Source organism: Streptomyces sp. NPDC005820, assembly GCF_040630255.1.
GTDB lineage: Bacteria > Actinomycetota > Actinomycetes > Streptomycetales > Streptomycetaceae > Streptomyces.
The window spans coordinates 110,626-129,202 of record NZ_JBEXXE010000001.1 but is presented as its reverse complement, the minus strand read 5'-3'; the positions used below and the strand labels follow the sequence as shown (position 1 = coordinate 129,202).

Annotated in this window: 18 protein-coding genes; 8 read left to right on the top strand and 10 right to left on the bottom strand. The window is 74.5% G+C overall.

Annotated elements, in window-relative coordinates; genetic code table 11:
- A complete protein-coding gene (locus tag ABZ464_RS00585) occupies positions 1–3,291 on the bottom strand; it encodes an FtsX-like permease family protein (protein WP_359268802.1) in 3,291 nt (1,096 codons plus the stop codon).
- A 130-nt stretch (positions 3,292–3,421) separates the two neighbouring features.
- Here ABZ464_RS00585 and ABZ464_RS00580 point away from each other — a divergent pair, with 130 nt between their 5' ends.
- Positions 3,422–4,150, top strand: coding sequence for an ABC transporter ATP-binding protein (locus tag ABZ464_RS00580; RefSeq protein ID WP_359268798.1), 729 nt, complete (start codon positions 3,422–3,424; stop codon positions 4,148–4,150).
- Here ABZ464_RS00580 and ABZ464_RS00575 read toward each other — a convergent pair whose 3' ends face one another.
- A complete protein-coding gene (locus tag ABZ464_RS00575) occupies positions 4,151–5,014 on the bottom strand; it encodes a rhomboid family intramembrane serine protease (protein WP_359268795.1) in 864 nt (287 codons plus the stop codon).
- Positions 5,015–5,106: 92 nt separating this feature from the next.
- On the opposite strand from ABZ464_RS00575, the gene ABZ464_RS00570 reads away from it, so the two are divergent.
- A complete protein-coding gene (locus ABZ464_RS00570) occupies positions 5,107–5,829 on the top strand; it encodes a VWA domain-containing protein (RefSeq protein WP_359268792.1) in 723 nt (240 codons plus the stop codon).
- A 4-nt stretch (positions 5,830–5,833) separates the two neighbouring features.
- On the opposite strand, the gene ABZ464_RS00565 is transcribed toward ABZ464_RS00570, so the two are convergent.
- Both ABZ464_RS00565 and ABZ464_RS00560 read right to left on the bottom strand, forming a co-directional pair.
- On the bottom strand, positions 5,834–6,991 hold the full coding sequence (locus tag ABZ464_RS00565) for a GDSL-type esterase/lipase family protein (RefSeq protein WP_359268789.1): 1,158 nt from the start codon (positions 6,989–6,991) through the stop codon (positions 5,834–5,836).
- Positions 6,988–7,557, bottom strand: coding sequence for a WHG domain-containing protein (locus ABZ464_RS00560; RefSeq protein ID WP_359268786.1), 570 nt, complete (start codon positions 7,555–7,557; stop codon positions 6,988–6,990). Before ABZ464_RS00560 ends, ABZ464_RS00565 begins: the two co-directional genes overlap by 4 nt.
- A gap of 84 nt (positions 7,558–7,641) precedes the next feature.
- Here ABZ464_RS00560 and ABZ464_RS00555 point away from each other — a divergent pair, with 84 nt between their 5' ends.
- Complete coding sequence (locus ABZ464_RS00555) at positions 7,642–8,133, top strand: FBP domain-containing protein (protein WP_359268783.1); 492 nt, start codon at positions 7,642–7,644, stop codon at positions 8,131–8,133.
- A 3-nt stretch (positions 8,134–8,136) separates the two neighbouring features.
- Here the strand turns inward: ABZ464_RS00555 and ABZ464_RS00550 are convergent, their stop codons facing one another.
- Together ABZ464_RS00550 and ABZ464_RS00545 are read right to left on the bottom strand one after the other, a co-directional pair.
- The gene (locus ABZ464_RS00550) at positions 8,137–9,087 is read right to left on the bottom strand and encodes an acyl-CoA dehydrogenase family protein (RefSeq protein ID WP_359268780.1); all 951 of its coding nucleotides are present in this window, start codon (positions 9,085–9,087) and stop codon (positions 8,137–8,139) included.
- Positions 9,087–10,226 (bottom strand): acyl-CoA dehydrogenase family protein, encoded by a 1,140-nt coding sequence (locus ABZ464_RS00545; RefSeq protein WP_359268777.1) that lies wholly within the window; start codon positions 10,224–10,226, stop codon positions 9,087–9,089. The genes ABZ464_RS00550 and ABZ464_RS00545 overlap by 1 nt, the downstream gene beginning before the upstream one ends.
- Positions 10,227–10,299: 73 nt before the next feature.
- Between ABZ464_RS00545 and ABZ464_RS00540 the strand changes: the two genes are divergently transcribed.
- From ABZ464_RS00540 to ABZ464_RS00530, 3 genes are read left to right on the top strand one after another with little or no spacing between them, the layout of a single operon-like run.
- A complete protein-coding gene (locus ABZ464_RS00540; RefSeq protein WP_359268774.1) occupies positions 10,300–11,088 on the top strand; it encodes an SDR family oxidoreductase in 789 nt (262 codons plus the stop codon).
- A gap of 15 nt (positions 11,089–11,103) precedes the next feature.
- Positions 11,104–11,739, top strand: a complete 636-nt coding sequence (locus ABZ464_RS00535; protein ID WP_359268771.1) for a TetR/AcrR family transcriptional regulator — start codon at positions 11,104–11,106, stop codon at positions 11,737–11,739.
- Positions 11,740–11,756: 17 nt separating this feature from the next.
- On the top strand, positions 11,757–12,914 hold the full coding sequence (locus ABZ464_RS00530) for an acetyl-CoA C-acetyltransferase (protein WP_359268768.1): 1,158 nt from the start codon (positions 11,757–11,759) through the stop codon (positions 12,912–12,914).
- A gap of 484 nt (positions 12,915–13,398) precedes the next feature.
- Here the strand turns inward: ABZ464_RS00530 and ABZ464_RS00525 are convergent, their stop codons facing one another.
- The 4 genes from ABZ464_RS00525 to ABZ464_RS00510 are packed head-to-tail and all read right to left on the bottom strand — an operon-like array spanning position 13,399 to position 16,738.
- Positions 13,399–14,448 (bottom strand): nitronate monooxygenase, encoded by a 1,050-nt coding sequence (locus tag ABZ464_RS00525; protein WP_359268764.1) that lies wholly within the window; start codon positions 14,446–14,448, stop codon positions 13,399–13,401.
- Positions 14,448–15,161: a CoA-transferase gene (locus ABZ464_RS00520; protein ID WP_359268761.1), complete on the bottom strand. Its 714-nt coding sequence runs from the start codon at positions 15,159–15,161 to the stop codon at positions 14,448–14,450. The genes ABZ464_RS00525 and ABZ464_RS00520 overlap by 1 nt, the downstream gene beginning before the upstream one ends.
- On the bottom strand, positions 15,158–15,994 hold the full coding sequence (locus tag ABZ464_RS00515; protein WP_359268759.1) for a CoA-transferase: 837 nt from the start codon (positions 15,992–15,994) through the stop codon (positions 15,158–15,160). Before ABZ464_RS00515 ends, ABZ464_RS00520 begins: the two co-directional genes overlap by 4 nt.
- Positions 15,995–16,738, bottom strand: a complete 744-nt coding sequence (locus tag ABZ464_RS00510) for an enoyl-CoA hydratase family protein (RefSeq protein ID WP_359268756.1) — start codon at positions 16,736–16,738, stop codon at positions 15,995–15,997.
- Between the two features lie 55 nt (positions 16,739–16,793).
- On the opposite strand from ABZ464_RS00510, the gene ABZ464_RS00505 reads away from it, so the two are divergent.
- Together ABZ464_RS00505 and ABZ464_RS00500 are read left to right on the top strand one after the other, a co-directional pair.
- Positions 16,794–17,669, top strand: a complete 876-nt coding sequence (locus ABZ464_RS00505; protein ID WP_359268754.1) for an SDR family oxidoreductase — start codon at positions 16,794–16,796, stop codon at positions 17,667–17,669.
- Position 17,670: 1 nt separating this feature from the next.
- On the top strand, positions 17,671–18,576 hold the full coding sequence (locus ABZ464_RS00500) for an SDR family oxidoreductase (RefSeq protein ID WP_359268751.1): 906 nt from the start codon (positions 17,671–17,673) through the stop codon (positions 18,574–18,576).
- The last annotated feature ends 1 nt before the right edge of the window (position 18,577 follow it).

Genomic DNA, 18,577 nt, shown 5'->3' with positions numbered 1-18,577 from the left:
TCAGTCCTCTCCCTGGTGGCGCAGCGCGACCGCCGGCTCGGTCCGGCGCAGCGCGGAGGCGGCGGTGATCAGCAGGAGCGGGGCGGCGACCCCCGCGAGCAGCAGGGCCACCCTCGGCAGCGGCAGCTCGACCAGGACGGGCGGGACGGGCGTCGCCGCGTCGGAGGTCAGCACGATCAGCGGGACGACGGCCCGGGTCAGCACGGTCCCCAGCCCCAGCCCGGCGAGCAGTCCGGCCCCGACGAGCAGGCTCTGCTCGGTCGCGACCAGCCGGGCGAGGTCCCGGCGCGGCGCGCCCAGCGCCCGCAGCACCGCGAACTCCGCGGACCGCTCCCGCCGCGCCCCGGCCGCGCTCACCGCGAACCCCCCGGCCGCCAGGGCCACGGCGGCCACCGCGACCGCCGTCAGGGCCGAGCGGGGCCCGGCGCCGAGCGGGTCCCGCAGCAGTGCGGCGGCGGTCTCGTCGCGCACCAGCACCTGGTCCGCGGCGAGATCGGGACGTGCCCGCAGCGCGGCGGCGACCCGGGCGGCCCGGCCGGGGGCGGCGTCCACCCACCACTCGTTCGGGGTGAGCGGCACACTCGCCCGCCGGGCCAGCGCCGCGTCCACGGCCCGCAGATCGAGCAGCAGCGCCCCGCCGTCCACGGCCCGTCCGTCCGCGTCGGCCGCGGTCGTCGGCAGCGCCTCGACGGACCGGACGATCCGCACCCGCAGCCGCTCCCCGGCCAGCGTGACGTCGATGCCGTCGCCGACCTTCGCGCCGGCGGAGCGCAGGAACCCTTCGGTGGCCAGGCCGGGCAGGCTCGCCGCGGCCGGGGCGCCGGCCGTGTCGACGCGGACGGTGAACGTCGGCGGGGCGAGGCCGAGGCCGTTGTCGACGCCCGTGGCGTACTCGACGGTCAGCGGCGCCCGGGCGGTCAGGGGCCTCAGGACCGTACGGGCCATGACCGCGCCGTTCTCCGCCACGGTCCAGCCACCCGACCAGCGCAGTCCGGCGGGCGCCGGGACGGTCCGCGCGGCGCCGTCCGGGCCGGTGGCGAGCAGGCGTTCGACGGTGAGCCGGTGGCCCTGGGGACGACCCTCGGGAGAGGTGCCGTCGAGTTGCAGCCCGGTCAGCCGCACCGGCCCGGCCGGGGCGGCCCGGCCGCCGGTCGCCGTCAGGTCCAGGTCCACGGCGGCCCGGTGCACCCGGCCGTCGACGGGGATCTTCCCGGCGCTCATCCGGTACGCGATGCCGTAGCCGTCCTCGACGACCAGGGTGAGCTGCGCCGCGAGGCCGGAGGGGCGGTTCTTCGGGTCCGTGACGTCGGTGATCCGCAGGTCGAGCGCGAGCCGCCGGGTGCCGTCGGGCAGCCGGATCGCGCGGTCGGTGTCCTGCCCGGCGGGGGCCAGCGCCCGCAGCAGCCGGGCCGGGGGCTCCCCGGCGAGATCGCCGCGCAGCAGCAGATCCTCCCCGGCGTGCGCGGTGTCCAGGGCGAGGACCGTGGCGGTCCGGCCGCCGGAGAGGTCCAGGGTGGTGCGGTGCGCGGGGGCGGCGTCGCGGGCCCCGGGCAGCGCGGCGTACAGACCGGTCTGGCCGGGGCTCCCCGGCCGGGTGTCGAGAACCCGCACGGAGGCACCGGTGTGGAAGTCGGCCTGGTCGTCCTGCGACCGGTCCCAGGACGCACCGTGCCCGATCGCCAGCATCCCCGTCGCCACCGCGACGACCAGCAGCAGCACCGGACCCGCCCCGCGCAGCGGACGCCGGCTGAACTGCCAGCCCGCGAGCGCCGCCGGCAGCCCCCGGCCGCTCGCCGACCGACGCTCCGCGAGCCGGGCCGCGAGCGGCAGCAGCCGCAGCGTCAGCACCGTGCCCGCCAGCAGCGCCAGCGCGGGCGCGGCGACCAGCAGCGGATCCACGCCCAGCTCCCCGGACCGGTCCCGGCTGAGCGCGCCGCCGCCGCTCGCGTCGGTCCGCCGGCCGAGCTGCCCGTAGGCGATCCCGGCGATCAGCAGCAGCGCGGCATCGGCTCCGGCGCGCACCGGCGCGGCCGAGGCCGTGGCCCGGATCCGCCGCAGCCGGACGGGCGCCTGGGCCGTCGCCGCCAGCGCGGGCGCCACGACCGCCGTCGCGCAGGCCGCGGCCACCGCGCCCGCGACCAGCCACACCCGGCCCGCGGGGGCCGCGTCGAGGCGCAGCCCGATCCGGTCGAGCGAGGACCAGTGGGCGAGCAGCCGGGCCAGCGGACCGGACAGCAGCGCGGCGCCGACCGCGGCCGGCACCGCCAGCAGCAGCGCCTCCAGCGCGGCGAGTCCGGCGATCCGGCCGCGCGATCCGCCCCGGGCGCGCAGCAGTTCGGTCTCGCCCGCCCGCTCGCCGTCGAGGAGCCGGGCCACCAGCAGCAGCGCGTACCCGGCGAGCAGTACCAGCTGCACCGAGACGATCATCAGGGTGGAGCGGGAGACGAGCAGGGCCCGCGCGGTCCGGTCGAGCAGGGCGGGCAGTTCGCTGTGCACGGACGCGCTCTCCCCGAGCGCCGTGCGCAGTTCCCCGGCGGCCCGTGCGTTCGCCGCGCTCAGCCGGTCGATGCCGGCGGTGGTGAGCGAGCGGTAGTCGGCCGTCGCCACCCAGGTGGTGCCGTCGACGGCGGCGCGGCCCGAGGCGAGCACGGAGGCGTCGGTGAGCAGCGGGCCGTAGGTGGTGAAGACGACCGTGCGCACCCCGTGTCCGGCGAGGGTGTCCGCCTGCCAGTACGGGTCGGCGGTGTCGGCCGCCCGGTAGACGCCGGTCACCCGGACGGTCAAGGGCTTCCCGGTCAGCCGGTCGGTGAGCTCGACCCGCGCCCCCGGCTTCAGCCGCAGCCGGTCGGCGGCCGCGTCGGGCAGCGCGACCGGCACCGGCGCGGTCCCGGCCGCCGGTCCGGGCAGCGCGCCCGCGACCAGCCGGATCCGGGAGGTGTCCAGGGCGGCGAGGAAGGTGAGGTCCGGCTGCCCGGCCCGCGGGGTCCCGGGCAGGGCGTACGCCGTCGAGTGCTCCAGCGCCCGCACGGTCACCGGCAGCCCGCCGAACGCCTCCCGCGCCCGCCGGGTCACGGTCCGCGCCGCCTCGTCCCGGGGTACGTCGGTCTCGACCACCAGCGCCGCCGAGGCCGCCGCCCGGCCGCTGAGCGTGGTGCGCAGGGCGGCGTCGCCGACGGAACCGGAGAACGCGGCGAGGGCGGCGAGCACCGAGGCGGTCAGCAGCACCGCGAGCAGGGCGGCCGTGAGCAGCAGCCGGTGCGCGCGCACGCGCAGCACCAAGAAGCCCGTCACGCGCCCCCCGCTCCCCCCGAAGTCCCCTACGCGGCATGCATATCACGGAGTTACCGGTCGGGCACATGTGTGCGGTGCCGGATGCCTACGGCCCTTGACGGTGTGGGCGGGCACCGGATGTGATGCCGGAATGACGGAGAACACCGCCGCCCTCGCGACCGGCACCACCGATCGTGCGGCGGACCCCATGCTGCTGGTGGAGGATCTGCACCACTCCTACGGCACGGGCGCCGCCGCCGTCCACGCGCTGCGCGGGGCGTCCTTCGCCGTCCGGCGCGGCGAACTGGTCGCCCTCAAGGGCCGTTCGGGCTCCGGAAAGACGACCCTGCTGCATCTCATCGGCGGCCTCGACTCCCCGCAGCGCGGCCGGATCGTCCTCGACGACACCGATCTGTCGCAGCTCGGCGAGAGCGGGCTGCTGGAGCTGCGCCGCGACCGGATCGGCTTCGTCTTCCAGTCCTTCGGGCTCATCCCCATCCTCACCGCCGCCGAGAACGTGGGGGTGCCGCTGCGCCTCAGCCGTGCCGAGTCGCGCGAACGCGAGGAGCGGGTGGCCCTGCTGCTGGCCCTGGTGGGGCTCGCCGGCCACGAGACACAGCGGCCGGCCGAGCTGTCCGGCGGCCAGCAGCAGCGGGTCGCCATCGCCCGCGCCCTCGCCAACCGGCCCGCGCTGCTGCTCGCCGACGAGCCGACCGGTCAGCTCGACGCCGCCACCGGCCTCGCGGTGATGGAGCTGCTGCGGGCCGTGGTGCGCAGCGAGGGCGTCACGGCCCTCGTCGCCACCCACGACCCGCAACTCCTGGGGCTGGCGGACCGGGTGCTGGAGCTCGCCGACGGCGAGGTCGTCGAGAGCCCCTGATCAGGTGAGCTGATGGACCTTCGCCCACGCGCACACCACCAGCAGCACCAGCAGCGCCACGCACACCCCCGCCTGGATCCACGGCCGCCGCTCGTCCCGGGGCGCGTGGGCGAAGGCCAGGGCCACCGCACCGCCCGTCAGCAGCCCGCCGAGGTGTCCCTGCCAGGAGGTGAGGCCCGCGGAGATCACCAGCCACAGCAGCAGGCCCGCCATGAACCGGTTGACCTGGCCCATGTCGGCGCCGAGCCGTCGCGCCAGGACGTAGTAGGCGGCGCCGACGCCGAAGATCGCGCCGGAGGCGCCGACCGTGAAGACCATGGGGGTGATCAGCAGCACCAGCACCGAACCGCCGAGCGCCGACAGCAGGTAGAGGGCGACATAGCGGATCCGGCCGAGCTGGGCCTCCACCACGCGGCCCAGGTTCCACAGCGACACCATGTTCATCACGATGTGCAGGATCCCGAACGTGCCCTGGGTGGGCGGCTGATGCAGGAACGCGCCGGTGAGCAGCCGGTACCACTCGCCGTGGGCGACGCCCCAGGGGACGTAACCCCGCGGCGTGCTGCCGAGCATCGCGAACCGGTCGACGACGTCCTCGTCCACCACCTCCGCCAGATACGCGAGCACGTTGAGCCCGATCAGCACGTACGTCACCAGCGGCACCGCCGACACCCGGCCGCCCACGACGGTGCGGGCCCGGCGCACCGACCGCGCGCCCTCCTTCACGCACTCGGGGCACTGGTGGCCGACGGCCGCCTCCCTCATGCAGGCCGGGCAGATGAACCGCTCGCAGCGGGTGCAGCGGACGTAGGACTCCACCTTGGGATGGCGGTAGCAGGTGGTGACGGTGGACTCGGACTCCACGGACCGGCTCCTCTGGGCGCTTCGCGGCTGGGCGCATCTCGGCAAGAGCGAACAAAATAGCGAACACCGCTGGATGTGGGAGGGTGGGGGCCATGGTCGCGATCAGTCTGAGCAAGGTCCAGGAGACCGCTCCCGCGCTGGTGAACCTCTACAAGAGCGCCGGGGTCTCCCTCACGAAGCACGGTCTCGACGGGCAACGGGCCGCCGTCTACCTGGTGGTCGACTACTCGGGGTCGATGAAGCCGTACTACCAGGACGGCAGTGTGCAGGCGCTGGCCGACCGGGTGCTGGGCCTGTCCGCGCACCTCGACGACGACGGCCGGGTCCCCGTGGTGTTCTTCTCCACCGACGTCGACGCCGTGACCGACATCGAACTCGCCTCCCACCAGGGCCGGGTGGAGCGGATCGCGGCCGGGCTCGGGCACATGGGAAAGACCAGCTACCACCTGGCGATGGACGCGGTCATCGACCACTACCTCGACAGCGGCGCGCGCGAGCCCGCCCTCGTCGTCTTCCAGACCGACGGCGGCCCGATCAACAAGCTCGCCGCCGAACGCTATCTCTGCAAAGCGGCCCGGCTGCCGCTGTTCTGGCAGTTCGTCGGCTTCGGCGACCGGGGCAGCAAGCAGTTCGACTTCCTGCGCAAGCTCGACGAGCTCGCCGTGCCCGGCAAGCGGGTGGTCGACAACGCCGGCTTCTTCCACGCGGGTCCGGATCCGCGCCGGGTCTCCGACGCGGAGCTCTACGACCGGCTGGTGGGCGAGTTCCCCAAGTGGCTGGTGGCGGCGCGGGCGGTGGGGATCGTACGGCCGTAGCGGGCTACCAGGTGAGCAGCCGCTCGGCGAAGCGCTCCCCCATGCGGCGGTGGATGGCCGCGTCCGGGTGGAGGCCGTCGGGGAGGGGGAGTTCGGCGGCGTCGGCCTCGCCGTACAGCTCGCGGCCGTCCAGGTAGTGCAGGTTCGGGTCGTCGGCCGCGCGCTGCTCCACTATGCGGGCCAGCGCGTCGCGGATGACGCGCAGGGTCAGCTTCCCGCTCGCCACCTCGGCGGGGTCGCCCATCGGCTGGAACCACAGCTGCCCCTCGGCGACCGAGGTGAAGTCCAGGGCGGTCGGACCGGGGGTGTCCTCGTGCATGGGGCACAGGATCGGTGAGACGACCACCAGCGGGACGGTGGGCCGGCCCTCGCGGATCGTGTCGAGGAAGCCGTGGACGGCGGGGCCGAAGGCGCGCAGCCGCATCAGATCGGTGTTGACCAGGTTGATGCCGATCTTGACGCTGATCAGATCGGCGGGCGTGTCACGCAGGGCGCGGGCGGTGAACGGGTCGAGCAGGGCGCTGCCGCCCAGGCCGAGATTGATCAGCTCCACCCCGACGAGCCTCGCCGCGAGCGCCGGCCAGACGCCCGTCGGGCTCGCCGCGTCGGAGCCGTGGCTGATCGAACTGCCGTGGTGCAGCCAGACCCGGCGGCCGGAGGGCCGGGCCGGCTCGACCGGGGCGTCGGTGCGCAGGGCGACGAGCTCGGTGGTCTCGTTGTGCGGCAGCCAGATCTCGAAGTCCTTCGTCCCGCCCGGCAGGCCGGCGAAACGGACGGTGCCCGGCTTCCCGGGGCGGAGGTCGCCGGTGCCGGCGGCCAGGTCGACGGTCAGCGTGTGGCCGCCGCCCGTCACGCTCGCGTGCCCGGCCGGGCGGCCGTCGACGAGCAGGTCGTACACGCCGTCCGGCCGGGGCGGCGCGCCCGGGTAGACCCGCCGGGTGGGCAGCGCGTCCAGCTCCACGGTGGTGGCGGCGCTGCGGAAGACCAGCCGTACGCCCGAGGGCTGGGACTCGGCCATGAGCAGCTGCCCGTCGGAGCACTGGGCGCGGGCCCGGGCCGGCAGCCGGTGCGGCAGCACGCCGTGCGCGGTGCGCTCGATGTCCAGGGCGCCGCGCAGCAGGTCCGAGGTGATCGGCGTGGTGATCCACGCGGGCCCGGTCATGCGGCGGGCCAGGTGCGCAGCAGCGCGTCGAGGGCGTCCAGGACGCGGGTCCAGGTCTCGTCCGTGTCCGGGGCGCTGTGGCTGAAGCCGCCGCCCAGCTCCAGGCTGACATAGCCGTGGAAGACGCTGCCGAGGAGGCGGACCGCGTGGGTCCGGTCCGGTTCCGCGAGGTCGTAGCCGCGCAGGATCGCCCGGGTCATCTGCGCATGGCGGACTCCCGCGCTCGCGGCCGCCGTCTCCGGGTCGAGCCGGAGCTGGGCGGCGGCGTAGCGGCCGGGGTGCTCATGGGCGTAGTCGCGGTAGACGTTGGCCAGTGCGCTCAAGGCGTCCTTGCCGGCTCGTCCGGCCAGCGCATCGGAGGCCCGGTCGGCGAGCTCCTCCAGGGCGAGCAGGGCGATACGGGTCCTGAGGTCCTGGGAGTTGCGCACATGGGAGTACAGACTCGCCACCTTGACGTCGAACCGTCTGGCCAGCGCCGAGACGGTCACCTCGTCGAAGCCGGCCTCGTCGGCCAGCTCGGCGCCCGCCCGCACCAGACGTTCCGTGGTCAGCCCGACCCGCACCATGTCGCCTCTCCCCTCACTCTTCACCCTTCGCCTGAAGCAAGTATGCATTTGCCTAAAAGCTTTAGGCAAATTACCGTCACCTTTATGGAGCCTCTGACCGAGCAACAGATCCGCGCCGCCTTCGTGAACTGCACCAAGGGCGAGGCCAAACGCCTGTCCGTCCCGCGCGACCTGGCCGAGCGGCCCTGGGACGACCTGGACTACCTCGGCTGGCGCGACCCCCAGGCCCCCGACCGGGCCTACCTCGTCACCGCGCTCGACGGCCGTCCGACGGCCCTCGCCCTGCGCGCCACCGCCGGAGCCGTCGGACAGGCCCGGCGCAGCATGTGCTCGATGTGCCTGACCACCCACTCCGGCGGCGTCGCCCTGATGGTCGCCCCCAAGGCCGGCCGCGCGGGCCAGCAGGGCAACTCGGTCGGCGCCTACCTCTGCGCCGACCTCGCCTGCTCGCTCTACCTGCGCGGACTGCGCGACGCGGGCATCGGCGCCCGGCTGCCCGAGACGATCACCCTGGAGGAGAAGATCCGGCGGACGGTGACGAACCTCGCCGCGTTCGTCGCCAGGGTCACCGGCTGACGCTCAGCCCCGCGCGGCCAGGACCGCCGCCCGGCACTCCTCGGGCGTGCCCCACGCCGTGCGCAGCGCCCGCGCCTTGGTCAGCCACAGCGACAGGTCGTACTCCTCCGTGTACCCGATCGCGCCGTGGAGCTGCAGCGCCGTCCGCGCGCAGGCGTACGCCGCCTCGCAGGCGCTCACCTTCGCCGCCGCCACATCCGCCGGAGCCATCGTCACCGCGGCGCCCAGCACCAGCGGCCGGGCGAACTCCAGTGCGATGCGCGCGTCCGCCAGCCGGTGCTTGACCGCCTGGAACGAGCCCACCGCCACCCCGAACTGGGTGCGCTGCCGCACATACCCCACCGTCCGCTCCAGCAGCGCCAGACCGACGCCGAGCGCCTGGGCGGCGGTGGCGAGCCGGGCCAGCAGGAGGGCCTCGGGCGGGGGCGGCCCGGCCGCGAGCAGTTCTCCGCCCGGCCGCAGCCGGGTCAGCCGCCGCGCCGGGTCCAGGGAAGGCCGTACGGGGTCATGGCCCGGGGCCAGCCGCACCCCGTCGGGCGCCACGGACAGCCGTACGTCCGCCAGGTCCCCGTCGAGCGCGTACGCCCCCTCGTACGCCACCGTCGCCACCGACCCGCCCGCCGCCAGCGCCGGCAGCAGCCGCTTCGCCGGACCCGGTGCGCGCAGCAGGGCCGCCGCGGTCACCGTCTCCACCAGCGGACCCGGTACCGCGTGCCGCCCCAGCTCCACGAACGCCACGGCCAGGTCGACCGGTCGGAGCCCCAGCCCCTCGTACTCCTCCGGGACCGCCAGCGCGAACACCCCCGCGTCGGCGAGCCGCGACCACAGCGCCCGCCCGCCCGCGTGCTCCCCCCGGCTCCACGCCCGCACCGCCTTCGGCGTGTCGGCCGCCGTCAGCAGCGCGTCCAGGGAGGCGGCGAACGCCCGCTGCTCGGCGTCCAGGAGGAAGCGCATCAGCGGCGTCCCTTCGGCAGGCCGAGCAGCCGCTCGGCGACGATGTCGCGCTGGATCTCGTTGGTGCCCGCGTAGATCGGACCGGCGAGCGAGAACACATACCGCTCCGCCCAGTCGGTGTCCGCCCGCTCGCCCTCCTCGCCGAGCAGGTCGAGCGCCGTCTCGTGCAGCGCGATGTCGTACTCGGACCAGAAGACCTTGTTCAGGCTGGACTCCGGGCCGAGCCGCTCGCCCGCCAGGAAGCGGGAGGCGGCCGCGTAGGTGAACAGCTGGTGGGCGCGGGCCCCGATCAGGGCGTCCGCGACCCGCGCGGCCGACTCCGGGGGGCCGCCCTTCGCACGCCACACCTCGTGCAGCCGGTCGGCGGAGGCGAGGAAGCGGCCGGGGGAGCGCAGGGTCAGCCCACGCTCGTTCGCCGCCGTCGACATCGCGATCCGCCAGCCCTGCCCGGGCTCGCCGATCACGTCCTCGTCCGGCACGAACACCTCGTCCAGGAACAGCTCGGCGAACGCCGGCTTCCCGTCGAGCCGGCCGATCGGACGCACGGTCACCCCGGGCGCGTCCAGGTCGAACATGACGTAGGTGAGCCCCTGGTGGGGCTTCGGGGCGTCCGGGTCGCTGCGGAACAGACCGAAGGCCCGGTCGGCGAAGGCCGCGCGGGACGACCAGGTCTTCTGGCCGCTCAAGCGCCAGCCGCCCTCCGCGCGGACCGCCCGCGAGCGCAGGGAGGCCAGGTCCGAACCGGCCTCCGGCTCCGACCAGGCCTGCGCCCACACCGTCTCGCCGCGCGCCATGGGCGGCAGCACCCGGGCCCGCTGCTCCTCGGTGCCGTGCTCCAGCAGGGTCGGGCCCAGCAGGCTGATCCCGTTCTGGTTGACGCGCCCCGGGGCGCCCGCCGCGTAGTACTCCTCCTCGAACAGCAGCCAGCGGATCAGCCCGCACTCCCGGCCGCCGTAGCGCGCGGGCCAGTCCACCACCGACCAGCCGTCCGCGGCCAGTTCGGCCTCCCACGCGCGGTGCGCCGCGAACCCCTCCGCCGTCTCCAGGGAGGGCGGCGCGACGGCCGGCACATGCGCCTCCAGCCAGGCACGGGCCTCGGCGCGGAACGCCTCCTCGTCCCGGGTGAGGGCGAGATCCATGGGCGGCCCTCCTTTCCGTTTCCGTGTGCGGCGAACCTTTTCTAACAAGTGTTTGGTAGGTTAGCGTGGCGGTATGACAGACGTCGAGACTCCGGCGTACGTACCCGGCCACGGACTGCTCACGGGCCGCACCGCCGTCATCACCGCGGCGGCCGGCGCGGGCATCGGCGGCGCCACCGCCCGGCGCTTCCTCGAGGAGGGCGCACGCGTCCTGATCAGCGACGCCCACACCCGGCGCCTGAAGGAGTACGAGGCCGCACTCGCCGCCGAGTTCGGCGCGGCCTCCGTCGCCGCGACCCCCTGTGACGTCACCGACGACAGCCAGGTCCGGGCCCTGTTCCAGGCGGCCGTGGACACGCACGGACGGCTCGACGTCGTCGTCAACAACGCCGGACTGGGCGGCACCGCACCCCTCGTCGACATGACCGACGACCAGTGGACCCGCGTCCTGGACGTCACGCTGAACGGCACCTTCCGCTGCACCCGGGCGGCGCTCCGCCTGATGCGCGGGAACGGCCGGGGCGTGATCGTCAACAACGCCTCCGTCCTCGGCTGGCGCGCCCAGGCCGGCCAGGCCCACTACGCCGCCGCCAAGGCCGGCGTGATGGCCCTGACCCGCTGCGCGGCGATCGAGGCCGCCGCCTACGGCGTCCGCGTCAACGCCGTCGCACCGAGCCTCGCCCTGCACCCGCACCTGGCGAAGGTCACGACCCCCGAAGTACTGGAGGAACTCACCGCGCGCGAGGCCTTCGGCCGGTACGCCGAACCCTGGGAGATCGCCAACGTGATCGTGTTCCTCGCGTCCGGCTACTCCTCGTACCTGACGGGCGAGACCGTCTCCGTCAGCAGCCAGCACGCGTAGGACGACAATGGGCCCGTGCCGACCAAGAAGAAGCCCCAGGTGACCGCCGCCGAGCCGCCCGCGGCCGCCGCCGCCCGCGACCGCCGCGGCGAACTCCTCGACACCGCCGCCGAGGTCTTCGCCGAGCAGGGCTACAACGCCACCACCGTCCGTAAGATCGCCGACCACGCGGGCATGCTCGCCGGCAGCCTCTACTACCACTTCGACTCCAAGGAATCGATGCTGGAGGAGATCCTGCGCACCTTCCTCGACGAGCTGTGGAAGGGCTACGACACCGTCCTCGACGCCGGTCTCGGCCCGCGCGAGACCCTCGAGGCCCTGGTCACCGAGTCGTTCCGGGAGATCGACCGGCACCGCGCCGCCGTCGCGATCTACCAGAAGGAGAGCAGGCAGCTGGTCGCGCAGGAACGGTTCGCGTTCCTCGCCGAGTCCCAGCGCAGATTCGAGAAGGCGTGGCTGGCCACGCTGGAACGCGGGGTCGGGCTCCAGGTCTTCCGCGCCGACCTCGACGTCCGCCTCACCTATCGGTTCGTCCGCGACACCGTCTGGGTCGCCGCGTCCTGGTACCGGCCCGGCGGACAGCACAGCCCGGAGGAGATCGCCCGGCAGTACCTGTCGATGGTGCTGGACGGGATCGCCGTACGCACGTAACCCACTGGGGAGTTGCCATGGCCGAGGCCTACATCGTCGAAGCGGTCCGTACGCCCGTCGGGCGGCGCGGGGGAGGACTGAGCGCGGTCCACCCGGCCGATCTGGGCGCGCACGTGCTGAAGGAACTGGTCGCCCGCGCCGCCGTCGACCCGGCGGCCGTGGAGGACGTCGTGTTCGGCTGCCTGGACGCCGTCGGCCCGCAGGCCGGGGACATCGCCCGCACCTGCTGGCTCGCCGCGGGGCTGCCCGAGGAGGTGCCCGGCGTGACCGTGGACCGCCAGTGCGGCTCCTCCCAGCAGGCCGTCCACTTCGCCGCGCAGGCCGTGCTCTCCGGCACCCAGGACCTGGTCGTCGCGGGCGGCGTGCAGAACATGTCGCAGATCCCCATCGCCTTCGCCACCCGCCAGGCCGCCGAGCCGCTCGGTTTCACCCAGGGCCCCTTCGCGGGCAGCGAGGGCTGGCGCGCCCGCTACGGCGACCGGCCCGTCAACCAGTTCGCCGGCGCCGAGATGATCGCCGCGAAATGGGGCATCAGCCGCCTCGACCAGGAGGAGTTCGCGCTGCGCTCCCATCAGCGGGCGGTCCGGGCGATCGACGAGGGCCGCTTCGCGCGGGAGACCGTCGCCCACGGCGACGTGACGGCCGACGAGGGGCCGCGCCGCGACACCACCCTGGAGAAGATGGCCGCCCTGAAGCCCGTCATCGGCGGCGGGACCGTCACCGCCGCCTGCTCCTCCCAGGTCTCCGACGGCGCCGCCGCCCTGCTCCTCGCCTCCGAGCGGGCGGTCCGCGAACACGGGCTCACCCCCCGGGCGCGCGTGCACCACCTCTCCGTACGCGGCGAGGACCCCATCCGCATGCTGACCGCGCCCATCCCGGCGACGGCGTACGCCTTCAAGAAGACCGGCCTGACCATCGACGACATCGACCTCGTCGAGATCAACGAGGCCTTCGCCCCCGTCGTCCTCGCCTGGCTGAAGGACACCGGCGCCGACCCGGACAAGGTCAACGTCAACGGCGGCGCCATCGCCCTCGGCCACCCCCTCGGCGCGACCGGCGCCAAACTGATGACGACCCTCCTCCACGAACTGGAACGCACCGGCGGCCGCTACGGCCTCCAGACGATGTGCGAGGGCGGCGGCCAGGCGAACGTGACGATCATCGAGAGGCTGTGACGGCGGCGACGCAGCTCGGCCGCCCACTTCGGCGGACGGAGTCCGGCGCAGGCTCCCGAAGCCCGTGAGGCCCCCTGGGGCCGAGTGGTGCGAGGGGGCCGTCGGGGGTGGTGTCGATGTGCGAGGGCGGCGGTCAGGCGAATGTGACGATCATTGAGAGGCTGTGACGGCGGCGATGCAGCTCGGCCGCCCACTTCGGCGGACGGAGTCCGGCGCAGGCTCCCGAAGCCTGTGAGGCCCCCTGGGGCCGAGTGGTGCGAGGGGGCCGTCGGGGGTGGTGTCGATGTGCGAGGGCGGCGGTCAGGCGAATGTGACGATCATTGAGAGGCTGTGACGGCGGCGATGCAGCTCGGCCGCCCACTTCGGCGGACGGAGTCCGGCGCAGGCTCCCGAAGCCTGTGAGGCCCCCTGGGGCCGAGTGGTGCGAGGGGGCCGTCGGGGGTGGTGTCGATGTGCGAGGGCGGCGGCCAGGCGAATGTGACGATCATCGAGAGGCTGTGAGCCGTACCCTCACCGATTCGGCCTCCCGCACGATCCGTTCCACCAGCTCCGCGCACGACGGCAGGTCGTCGATCACCCCGGCGACCTGCCCCGAGGCCATCACCCCGAGATCCGTGCGGCCGTCCACCATCGCCGACCGCAGCAGCATCGGGGTGTTGGCGGCCAGCAGGACCTGGCTCCAGGACAGCTCCTTGCCGTGGCGCAGGGCGAGGCCGTCCCGGACCATGCCCGGCCAGGACAGCCCCGACAGCTTTCGGAACGCCGCCGCCCGGCGCACCGCGTGCAGCAGACGGCGCGCGCGCCCCGAGCCCTCCAGGGCGTCCACCAGGTCCGTGCGGAGCATGCGGTGCGGCAGACCGTCCACCGCGCGGGTGACCGTGACGTCCCGGACCGTCGCCGCCAGATAGCGGGCCTTCACCGGGTCCGGCACCGTCGAGTCCGACGTCAGCAGGAAGCGCGTGCCCATCGCCACGCCCGCCGCCCCGTAGGCCAGCGCCGCGACCAGGCCCCGGCCGTCGAAGAAGCCGCCCGCCGCCACCACCGGGATGTCCACCGCGTCCACCACCTGCGGCAGCAGCACGGTCGTCGCCACCTCGCCGGTGTGCCCGCCGCCCTCCCCGCCCTGCACCACCACCGCGTCCGCACCCCACGCCGCGACCTTCTCGGCGTGTCGGCGCGCCCCCACGGAGGGGATCACGACGACCCCGGCCTCCTTCAGCTCGGCGATCAGCTCCCGCGAGGGCGCCAGCGCGAACGACGCCACCCGCACCCCCTCGTCGACGACGATCCGCACCCGGTCCCCGGCGTCCCCCGCGTCCGCCCGCAGATTAACCCCGAACGGCGCGTCCGTACGGGACTTGACCTCCCGTACCGCCTCCCGCAGCCCGTCCACGGTCATCGTCGCCGAGCCGAGCACACCCAGCGCGCCCGCCTCCGCCACCGCCGACACCAGCCGGGGGCCCGCCACCCAGCCCATCCCGCTCTGCACGAGCGGATGCCGCACCCCGACCAGCCGCGTCAGCGCCGTCTCCATCAGACCGGCACCTCCCGCGCGCGGGTGTTCCCCGGATCGATCACCTCACGGATCAGCCGCAGCTCGGCGGCGGTCGGCTCGCGGGTGCACGGCACCTCGTCCGGGACCACGAGCGCGAACCCCGTCGCCTCCCGCACCTGCTCCACCGTCACCCCCGGATGCAGCGAGGCCAGCCGCATCGCGCGGTCGGGCGTGGCGAAGTCGAACACGCCCAGGTCGGAGACGACCCGCGGGATGCGGTGGTGACGGGCGCCGGCCGCCCGGTCGTACCCGACCCCGCACACCATGTCGACCCGCTCGACGAACACCCGCCGGGAATGCTTCGGGATCCAGTAACTGGTCGGGTTGTTGAGGGTGTTGACCGGCGCCCCGCGCACCCCGAGCAGCTGGCGCCGCGGCCGCGCCCAGTCGCCGACGCAGGAGATGTTCTGGTTGCCGTACCGGTCGATCTGGCTCGCGCCCATCATCACGTGCCGCCGCCCGCCGGTGACCAGCTCCAGGTGCTGCCGGTACGGCAGCCAGCCCTCGGCCGTGCCGTCCGGGCGGACCAGCGTCGCCTCGCCGTCGGTGAGCAGCAGGTCCGGCGCGAACGTGAGCCGGGCCAGCCGGGCCCCCACGGAGGGGACCAGACCCATCGGGCTCGCCAGGATCTCGCCGCCGTCCCGCCAGGCCTCGGCGCAGGCGATCACGCAGTACTCGGCACGCGTGGTCATGAGTCCCCCCGGGCCGCCGCCTGGTACGCCGCCTCGTCCCCGGCCAGATACCGCGCCGCGAACTCCTCCCACGGAGTGGTCGCGTACCGCTTCTGGAACGCCTCGTCCCGGCCGTAGTCGGGGGCGCAGGACGTGAAGTGCGCGCCGCCCGGAGCCTCCACCACCCCGGTCACCGCATGCCGCTTGATCAGCAGGGTCTGCGGCGGCGCCGCCTTCGTCAGCTCGGCCGTGTCGACGATCCGTTCGCAGGACAGATACGCCGTGTCCGCCGCCGCGCAGAAGAGGTCGTCGAAGTACGGGTCCGGGCCCAGATACTGCCCGTTGCCCAGCCGGTCGGCCCGGTTGACGTGCACCAGGGCCGCGTCCAGGCGCAGGGCGGGCATCGCGACGAACGTCTCCCCGTCCTCGTACGGCGAGGTCACCGTCCGCAGGGCGGGGTTGACCCGCATGACGTCCGAGCCGAGCCCCGCCCGCACCGGCAGGAACGGCAGCCGGTTGGCGGCCGCGCGCAGCCCCCACATGAACATCGCCTCGTCGATCTCCATCAGCTCGAACGCACCGCGCTCCCGGGCCGCGCGGTAGTGCGGTTCGAGCGGGATCGAGTCGAGGGTGGCGAAGGCGGCGACCAGGGTGCGGATCCGCCCGGCCGCCGCCAGCATGCCGACGTCCGGGCCGCCGTACGACACCACGGTCAGATCGGTGATCCCGGACCGCAGCAGGGCCCGCACCAGGGCCATCGGCTTGCGGCGCGAGCCCCAGCCGCCGATGCCGAGGGTCATGCCGCTCTCCAGCCGGGAGACGGCCTCCTCGGCCGTCATCGTCTTGTCGGCCACTCAGCCACCGTCCCTTCCGAACGTGTCACGGACCCGGTCGGCCACCCCCGAGACACTCGCCTCGAAGGTGAACCCCTGTTCGAATCGATAGCTGCGGCGCACATCGACCGGGTCGATCCCGTTGAGGGCCGCCTTCGCCAGCCGCAGCAGCTCCCCGTCCTTGGCGGCGATCTCCCGCGCCACCTCCAGCGCGGCCGCGCGCAGCTCCTCGCGCCGGACCACCCGCCACACCGAGCCGTGTCCGTGCAGCTCGGCGGCGGTGACCGTGCGCGAGGTGAAGTACAGGGCGCGCATCAGATGCTGGGGGACCAGCCGGGCCAGATGGGTCGCCGCGCCGAGCGCGCCCCGGTCCAGCTCGGGCAGCCCGAACACCGCGTCCTCGCTCGCCACGATCAGATCCGCGTTGCCGACGAGCCCGACACCGCCGCCCAGACAGAAGCCGTGCACCGCCGCGACCACCGGGACCTCGCACTCGTACACCGCCGCGAACGCCTCGAAACAGCCGCGGTTGACGCCGACGAGCGCGCCCGGCCCCTGCTTCTGGAGCTCCTTGATGTCCACGCCCGCGTTGAACCCCCGCCCCTCGGCGGCCAGCACCACGCACCGGGTCCCCGGGTCCCGGCCGGCCGCGCGCACCGCGTCGGCCAGCGCGAACCAGCCGCTCACCGGCAGCGCGTTGACCGGCGGGACGTCGACCGTGACCAGTGAAATCCCCTTTTCCGGGGACGAGGTGGAGACACCCATGGAAGCATCAGCTACCTTTCCACCAAACGTTTGTTAGGTAGAAAGGTAGCAGCGAATGGAGCTTGACGGGAAGGTCGCCGTCGTCACGGGCGGCACCCGGGGCGTGGGCGCCGGCATCGCGCGCTCCTTCGCGCGCGCGGGCGCCGAGGTGGTCGTCGTCGCCCGCCGGCCCCCGGAAGTCCCGCTGCCCAGGACCGAGTTCACGGCCCTGGACGTGCGGGACGCGGACGCCGTACGGGAGTTCTTCGCCGGGCTGCCCCGGTGCGACGTGCTGGTCAACAACGCGGGCGGCGCGCCGTACCGCCGACTCGCCGACGCTCCGGCCGAGCGCCACGCGCGCGTGATCGAGCTCAATCTGCTCGCCCCGCTGACCGTCTCCCTCGCCGCCCACGAGCACCTGCGGCGGGCCCGCGGCGCGGTGGTGATGATCGGCAGTGTCAGCGGCAGCCGTCCCTCGCCCGGCTCGGCGGCCTACGGCGCGGCCAAGGCCGGTCTGGAGCACCTCGCCCGCTCGATGGCCGTCGAGTGGGCGCCGCAGGTGCGGGTCAACACCCTGGTCGTCGGCATGGTCCACACCGAGCTGGCGCACCTGCACTACGGCGGCCCCGAGGGCGTCGAGGGCGTCTCCCGCACGATCCCGCTCGGCCGGCTCGCACAGCCCGCCGACGTGGGCGCGGCGGCCGTCTTCCTCGCCTCCGACGCGGCCGCGTACATCAGCGGGGCGAGTCTGCTCGTGCACGGGGGAGGGGAGCGGCCCGCGTTCCTCGACGCCGCGACAGCCAACAAGGACGCCGCGACAGCCAACAAGGACGCCGCGACAGTCGACAAGGGCGCCGCGACAGCCGACAAGGGCGCCGCGACAGCCGACAAGGACGCCGCGACAGCCGACAAGGACGCCGCGACAGCCGACAAGGACAGCGAGGAGGCGTGAGATGACAGCACTCTGCGACGGACGGGTGGTCGTCGTCACCGGCGCGGGACGCGGGCTCGGGCGGGCGCACGCGCGCGCGTTCGCGGCGGAGGGCGCGCGGGTCGTCGTCAACGATCTGGGCGTCGGCCTGGACGGCGCGCCGGACCCCGGCAGCCCGGCCGGACAGGTCGTGGCGGAGATCCGCGCGGCCGGCGGCGAGGCCGTCGCCCACGGCGGCGACATCGCCACGCCCGAGGGCGCCGCCTCCCTGGTCGCCATCGCCCTGGAGACGTACGGCCGGCTCGACACCCTCGTCAACAACGCGGGCTTCCTGCGCGACCGGATGCTGGTCAACCTGGACGAGGACGACTTCGACGCCGTCCTGCGCGTCCACCTCAAGGGCCACTTCCTGCCGCTGAAGCACGCCGCCGCGCACTGGCGCGCCGAGGCCAAGGCGGGGCGCACACCCGTCGCCCGCATCGTCAACACCGGCAGCGGGGCCGGGCTGCTGGGCTCGGTCGGGCAGGGCAACTACAGCGCCGCGAAGGCCGGGATCGTCGGCCTGACCCTGGTCGCCGCCGCCGAACTCGCCCGCTACGGAGTCCAGGTCAACGCGATCGCCCCCGCCGCCCGCACCCGGATGACGGAACGGACCTTCGCCGAGACCATGGCGGCTCCCGAGTCCGGCTTCGACGCCATGGCCCCGGAGAACGTCTCGCCGCTCGTCGTCTGGCTGGGCTCCGCCGCGAGCGCGGGGGTCACCGGCCGGGTCTTCGAGGCGGAGGCCGGCCGGATCACCGTGATGGAGGGCTGGCGGCCGGGCCCGACCGCCGACAAGGGCGCGCGCTGGAGCCCGGCGGAGGCGGGGGAGGCCGTACAGAAGCTGCTGGCGACGGCCGAACCGCCCGGCGCCGTGTACGGGGCGTAGC

What these genes read in the sequence shown, in the direction of transcription:
- ABZ464_RS00580 (WP_359268798.1), top strand. Translation starts at nt 3,422, where the DNA reads ATGACGGAGAACACCGCCGCCCTCGCGACCGGCACCACCGATCGTGCG.
- ABZ464_RS00570 (WP_359268792.1), top strand. Translation starts at nt 5,107, where the DNA reads ATGGTCGCGATCAGTCTGAGCAAGGTCCAGGAGACCGCTCCCGCGCTG.
- ABZ464_RS00565 (WP_359268789.1), bottom strand. Translation starts at nt 6,991, where the DNA reads ATGACCGGGCCCGCGTGGATCACCACGCCGATCACCTCGGACCTGCTG.
- ABZ464_RS00560 (WP_359268786.1), bottom strand. Translation starts at nt 7,557, where the DNA reads ATGGTGCGGGTCGGGCTGACCACGGAACGTCTGGTGCGGGCGGGCGCC.
- ABZ464_RS00555 (WP_359268783.1), top strand. Translation starts at nt 7,642, where the DNA reads ATGGAGCCTCTGACCGAGCAACAGATCCGCGCCGCCTTCGTGAACTGC.
- ABZ464_RS00550 (WP_359268780.1), bottom strand. Translation starts at nt 9,087, where the DNA reads ATGCGCTTCCTCCTGGACGCCGAGCAGCGGGCGTTCGCCGCCTCCCTG.
- ABZ464_RS00545 (WP_359268777.1), bottom strand. Translation starts at nt 10,226, where the DNA reads ATGGATCTCGCCCTCACCCGGGACGAGGAGGCGTTCCGCGCCGAGGCC.
- ABZ464_RS00540 (WP_359268774.1), top strand. Translation starts at nt 10,300, where the DNA reads ATGACAGACGTCGAGACTCCGGCGTACGTACCCGGCCACGGACTGCTC.
- ABZ464_RS00530 (WP_359268768.1), top strand. Translation starts at nt 11,757, where the DNA reads ATGGCCGAGGCCTACATCGTCGAAGCGGTCCGTACGCCCGTCGGGCGG.
- ABZ464_RS00525 (WP_359268764.1), bottom strand. Translation starts at nt 14,448, where the DNA reads ATGGAGACGGCGCTGACGCGGCTGGTCGGGGTGCGGCATCCGCTCGTG.
- ABZ464_RS00520 (WP_359268761.1), bottom strand. Translation starts at nt 15,161, where the DNA reads ATGACCACGCGTGCCGAGTACTGCGTGATCGCCTGCGCCGAGGCCTGG.
- ABZ464_RS00510 (WP_359268756.1), bottom strand. Translation starts at nt 16,738, where the DNA reads ATGGGTGTCTCCACCTCGTCCCCGGAAAAGGGGATTTCACTGGTCACG.
- ABZ464_RS00505 (WP_359268754.1), top strand. Translation starts at nt 16,794, where the DNA reads ATGGAGCTTGACGGGAAGGTCGCCGTCGTCACGGGCGGCACCCGGGGC.
- ABZ464_RS00500 (WP_359268751.1), top strand. Translation starts at nt 17,671, where the DNA reads ATGACAGCACTCTGCGACGGACGGGTGGTCGTCGTCACCGGCGCGGGA.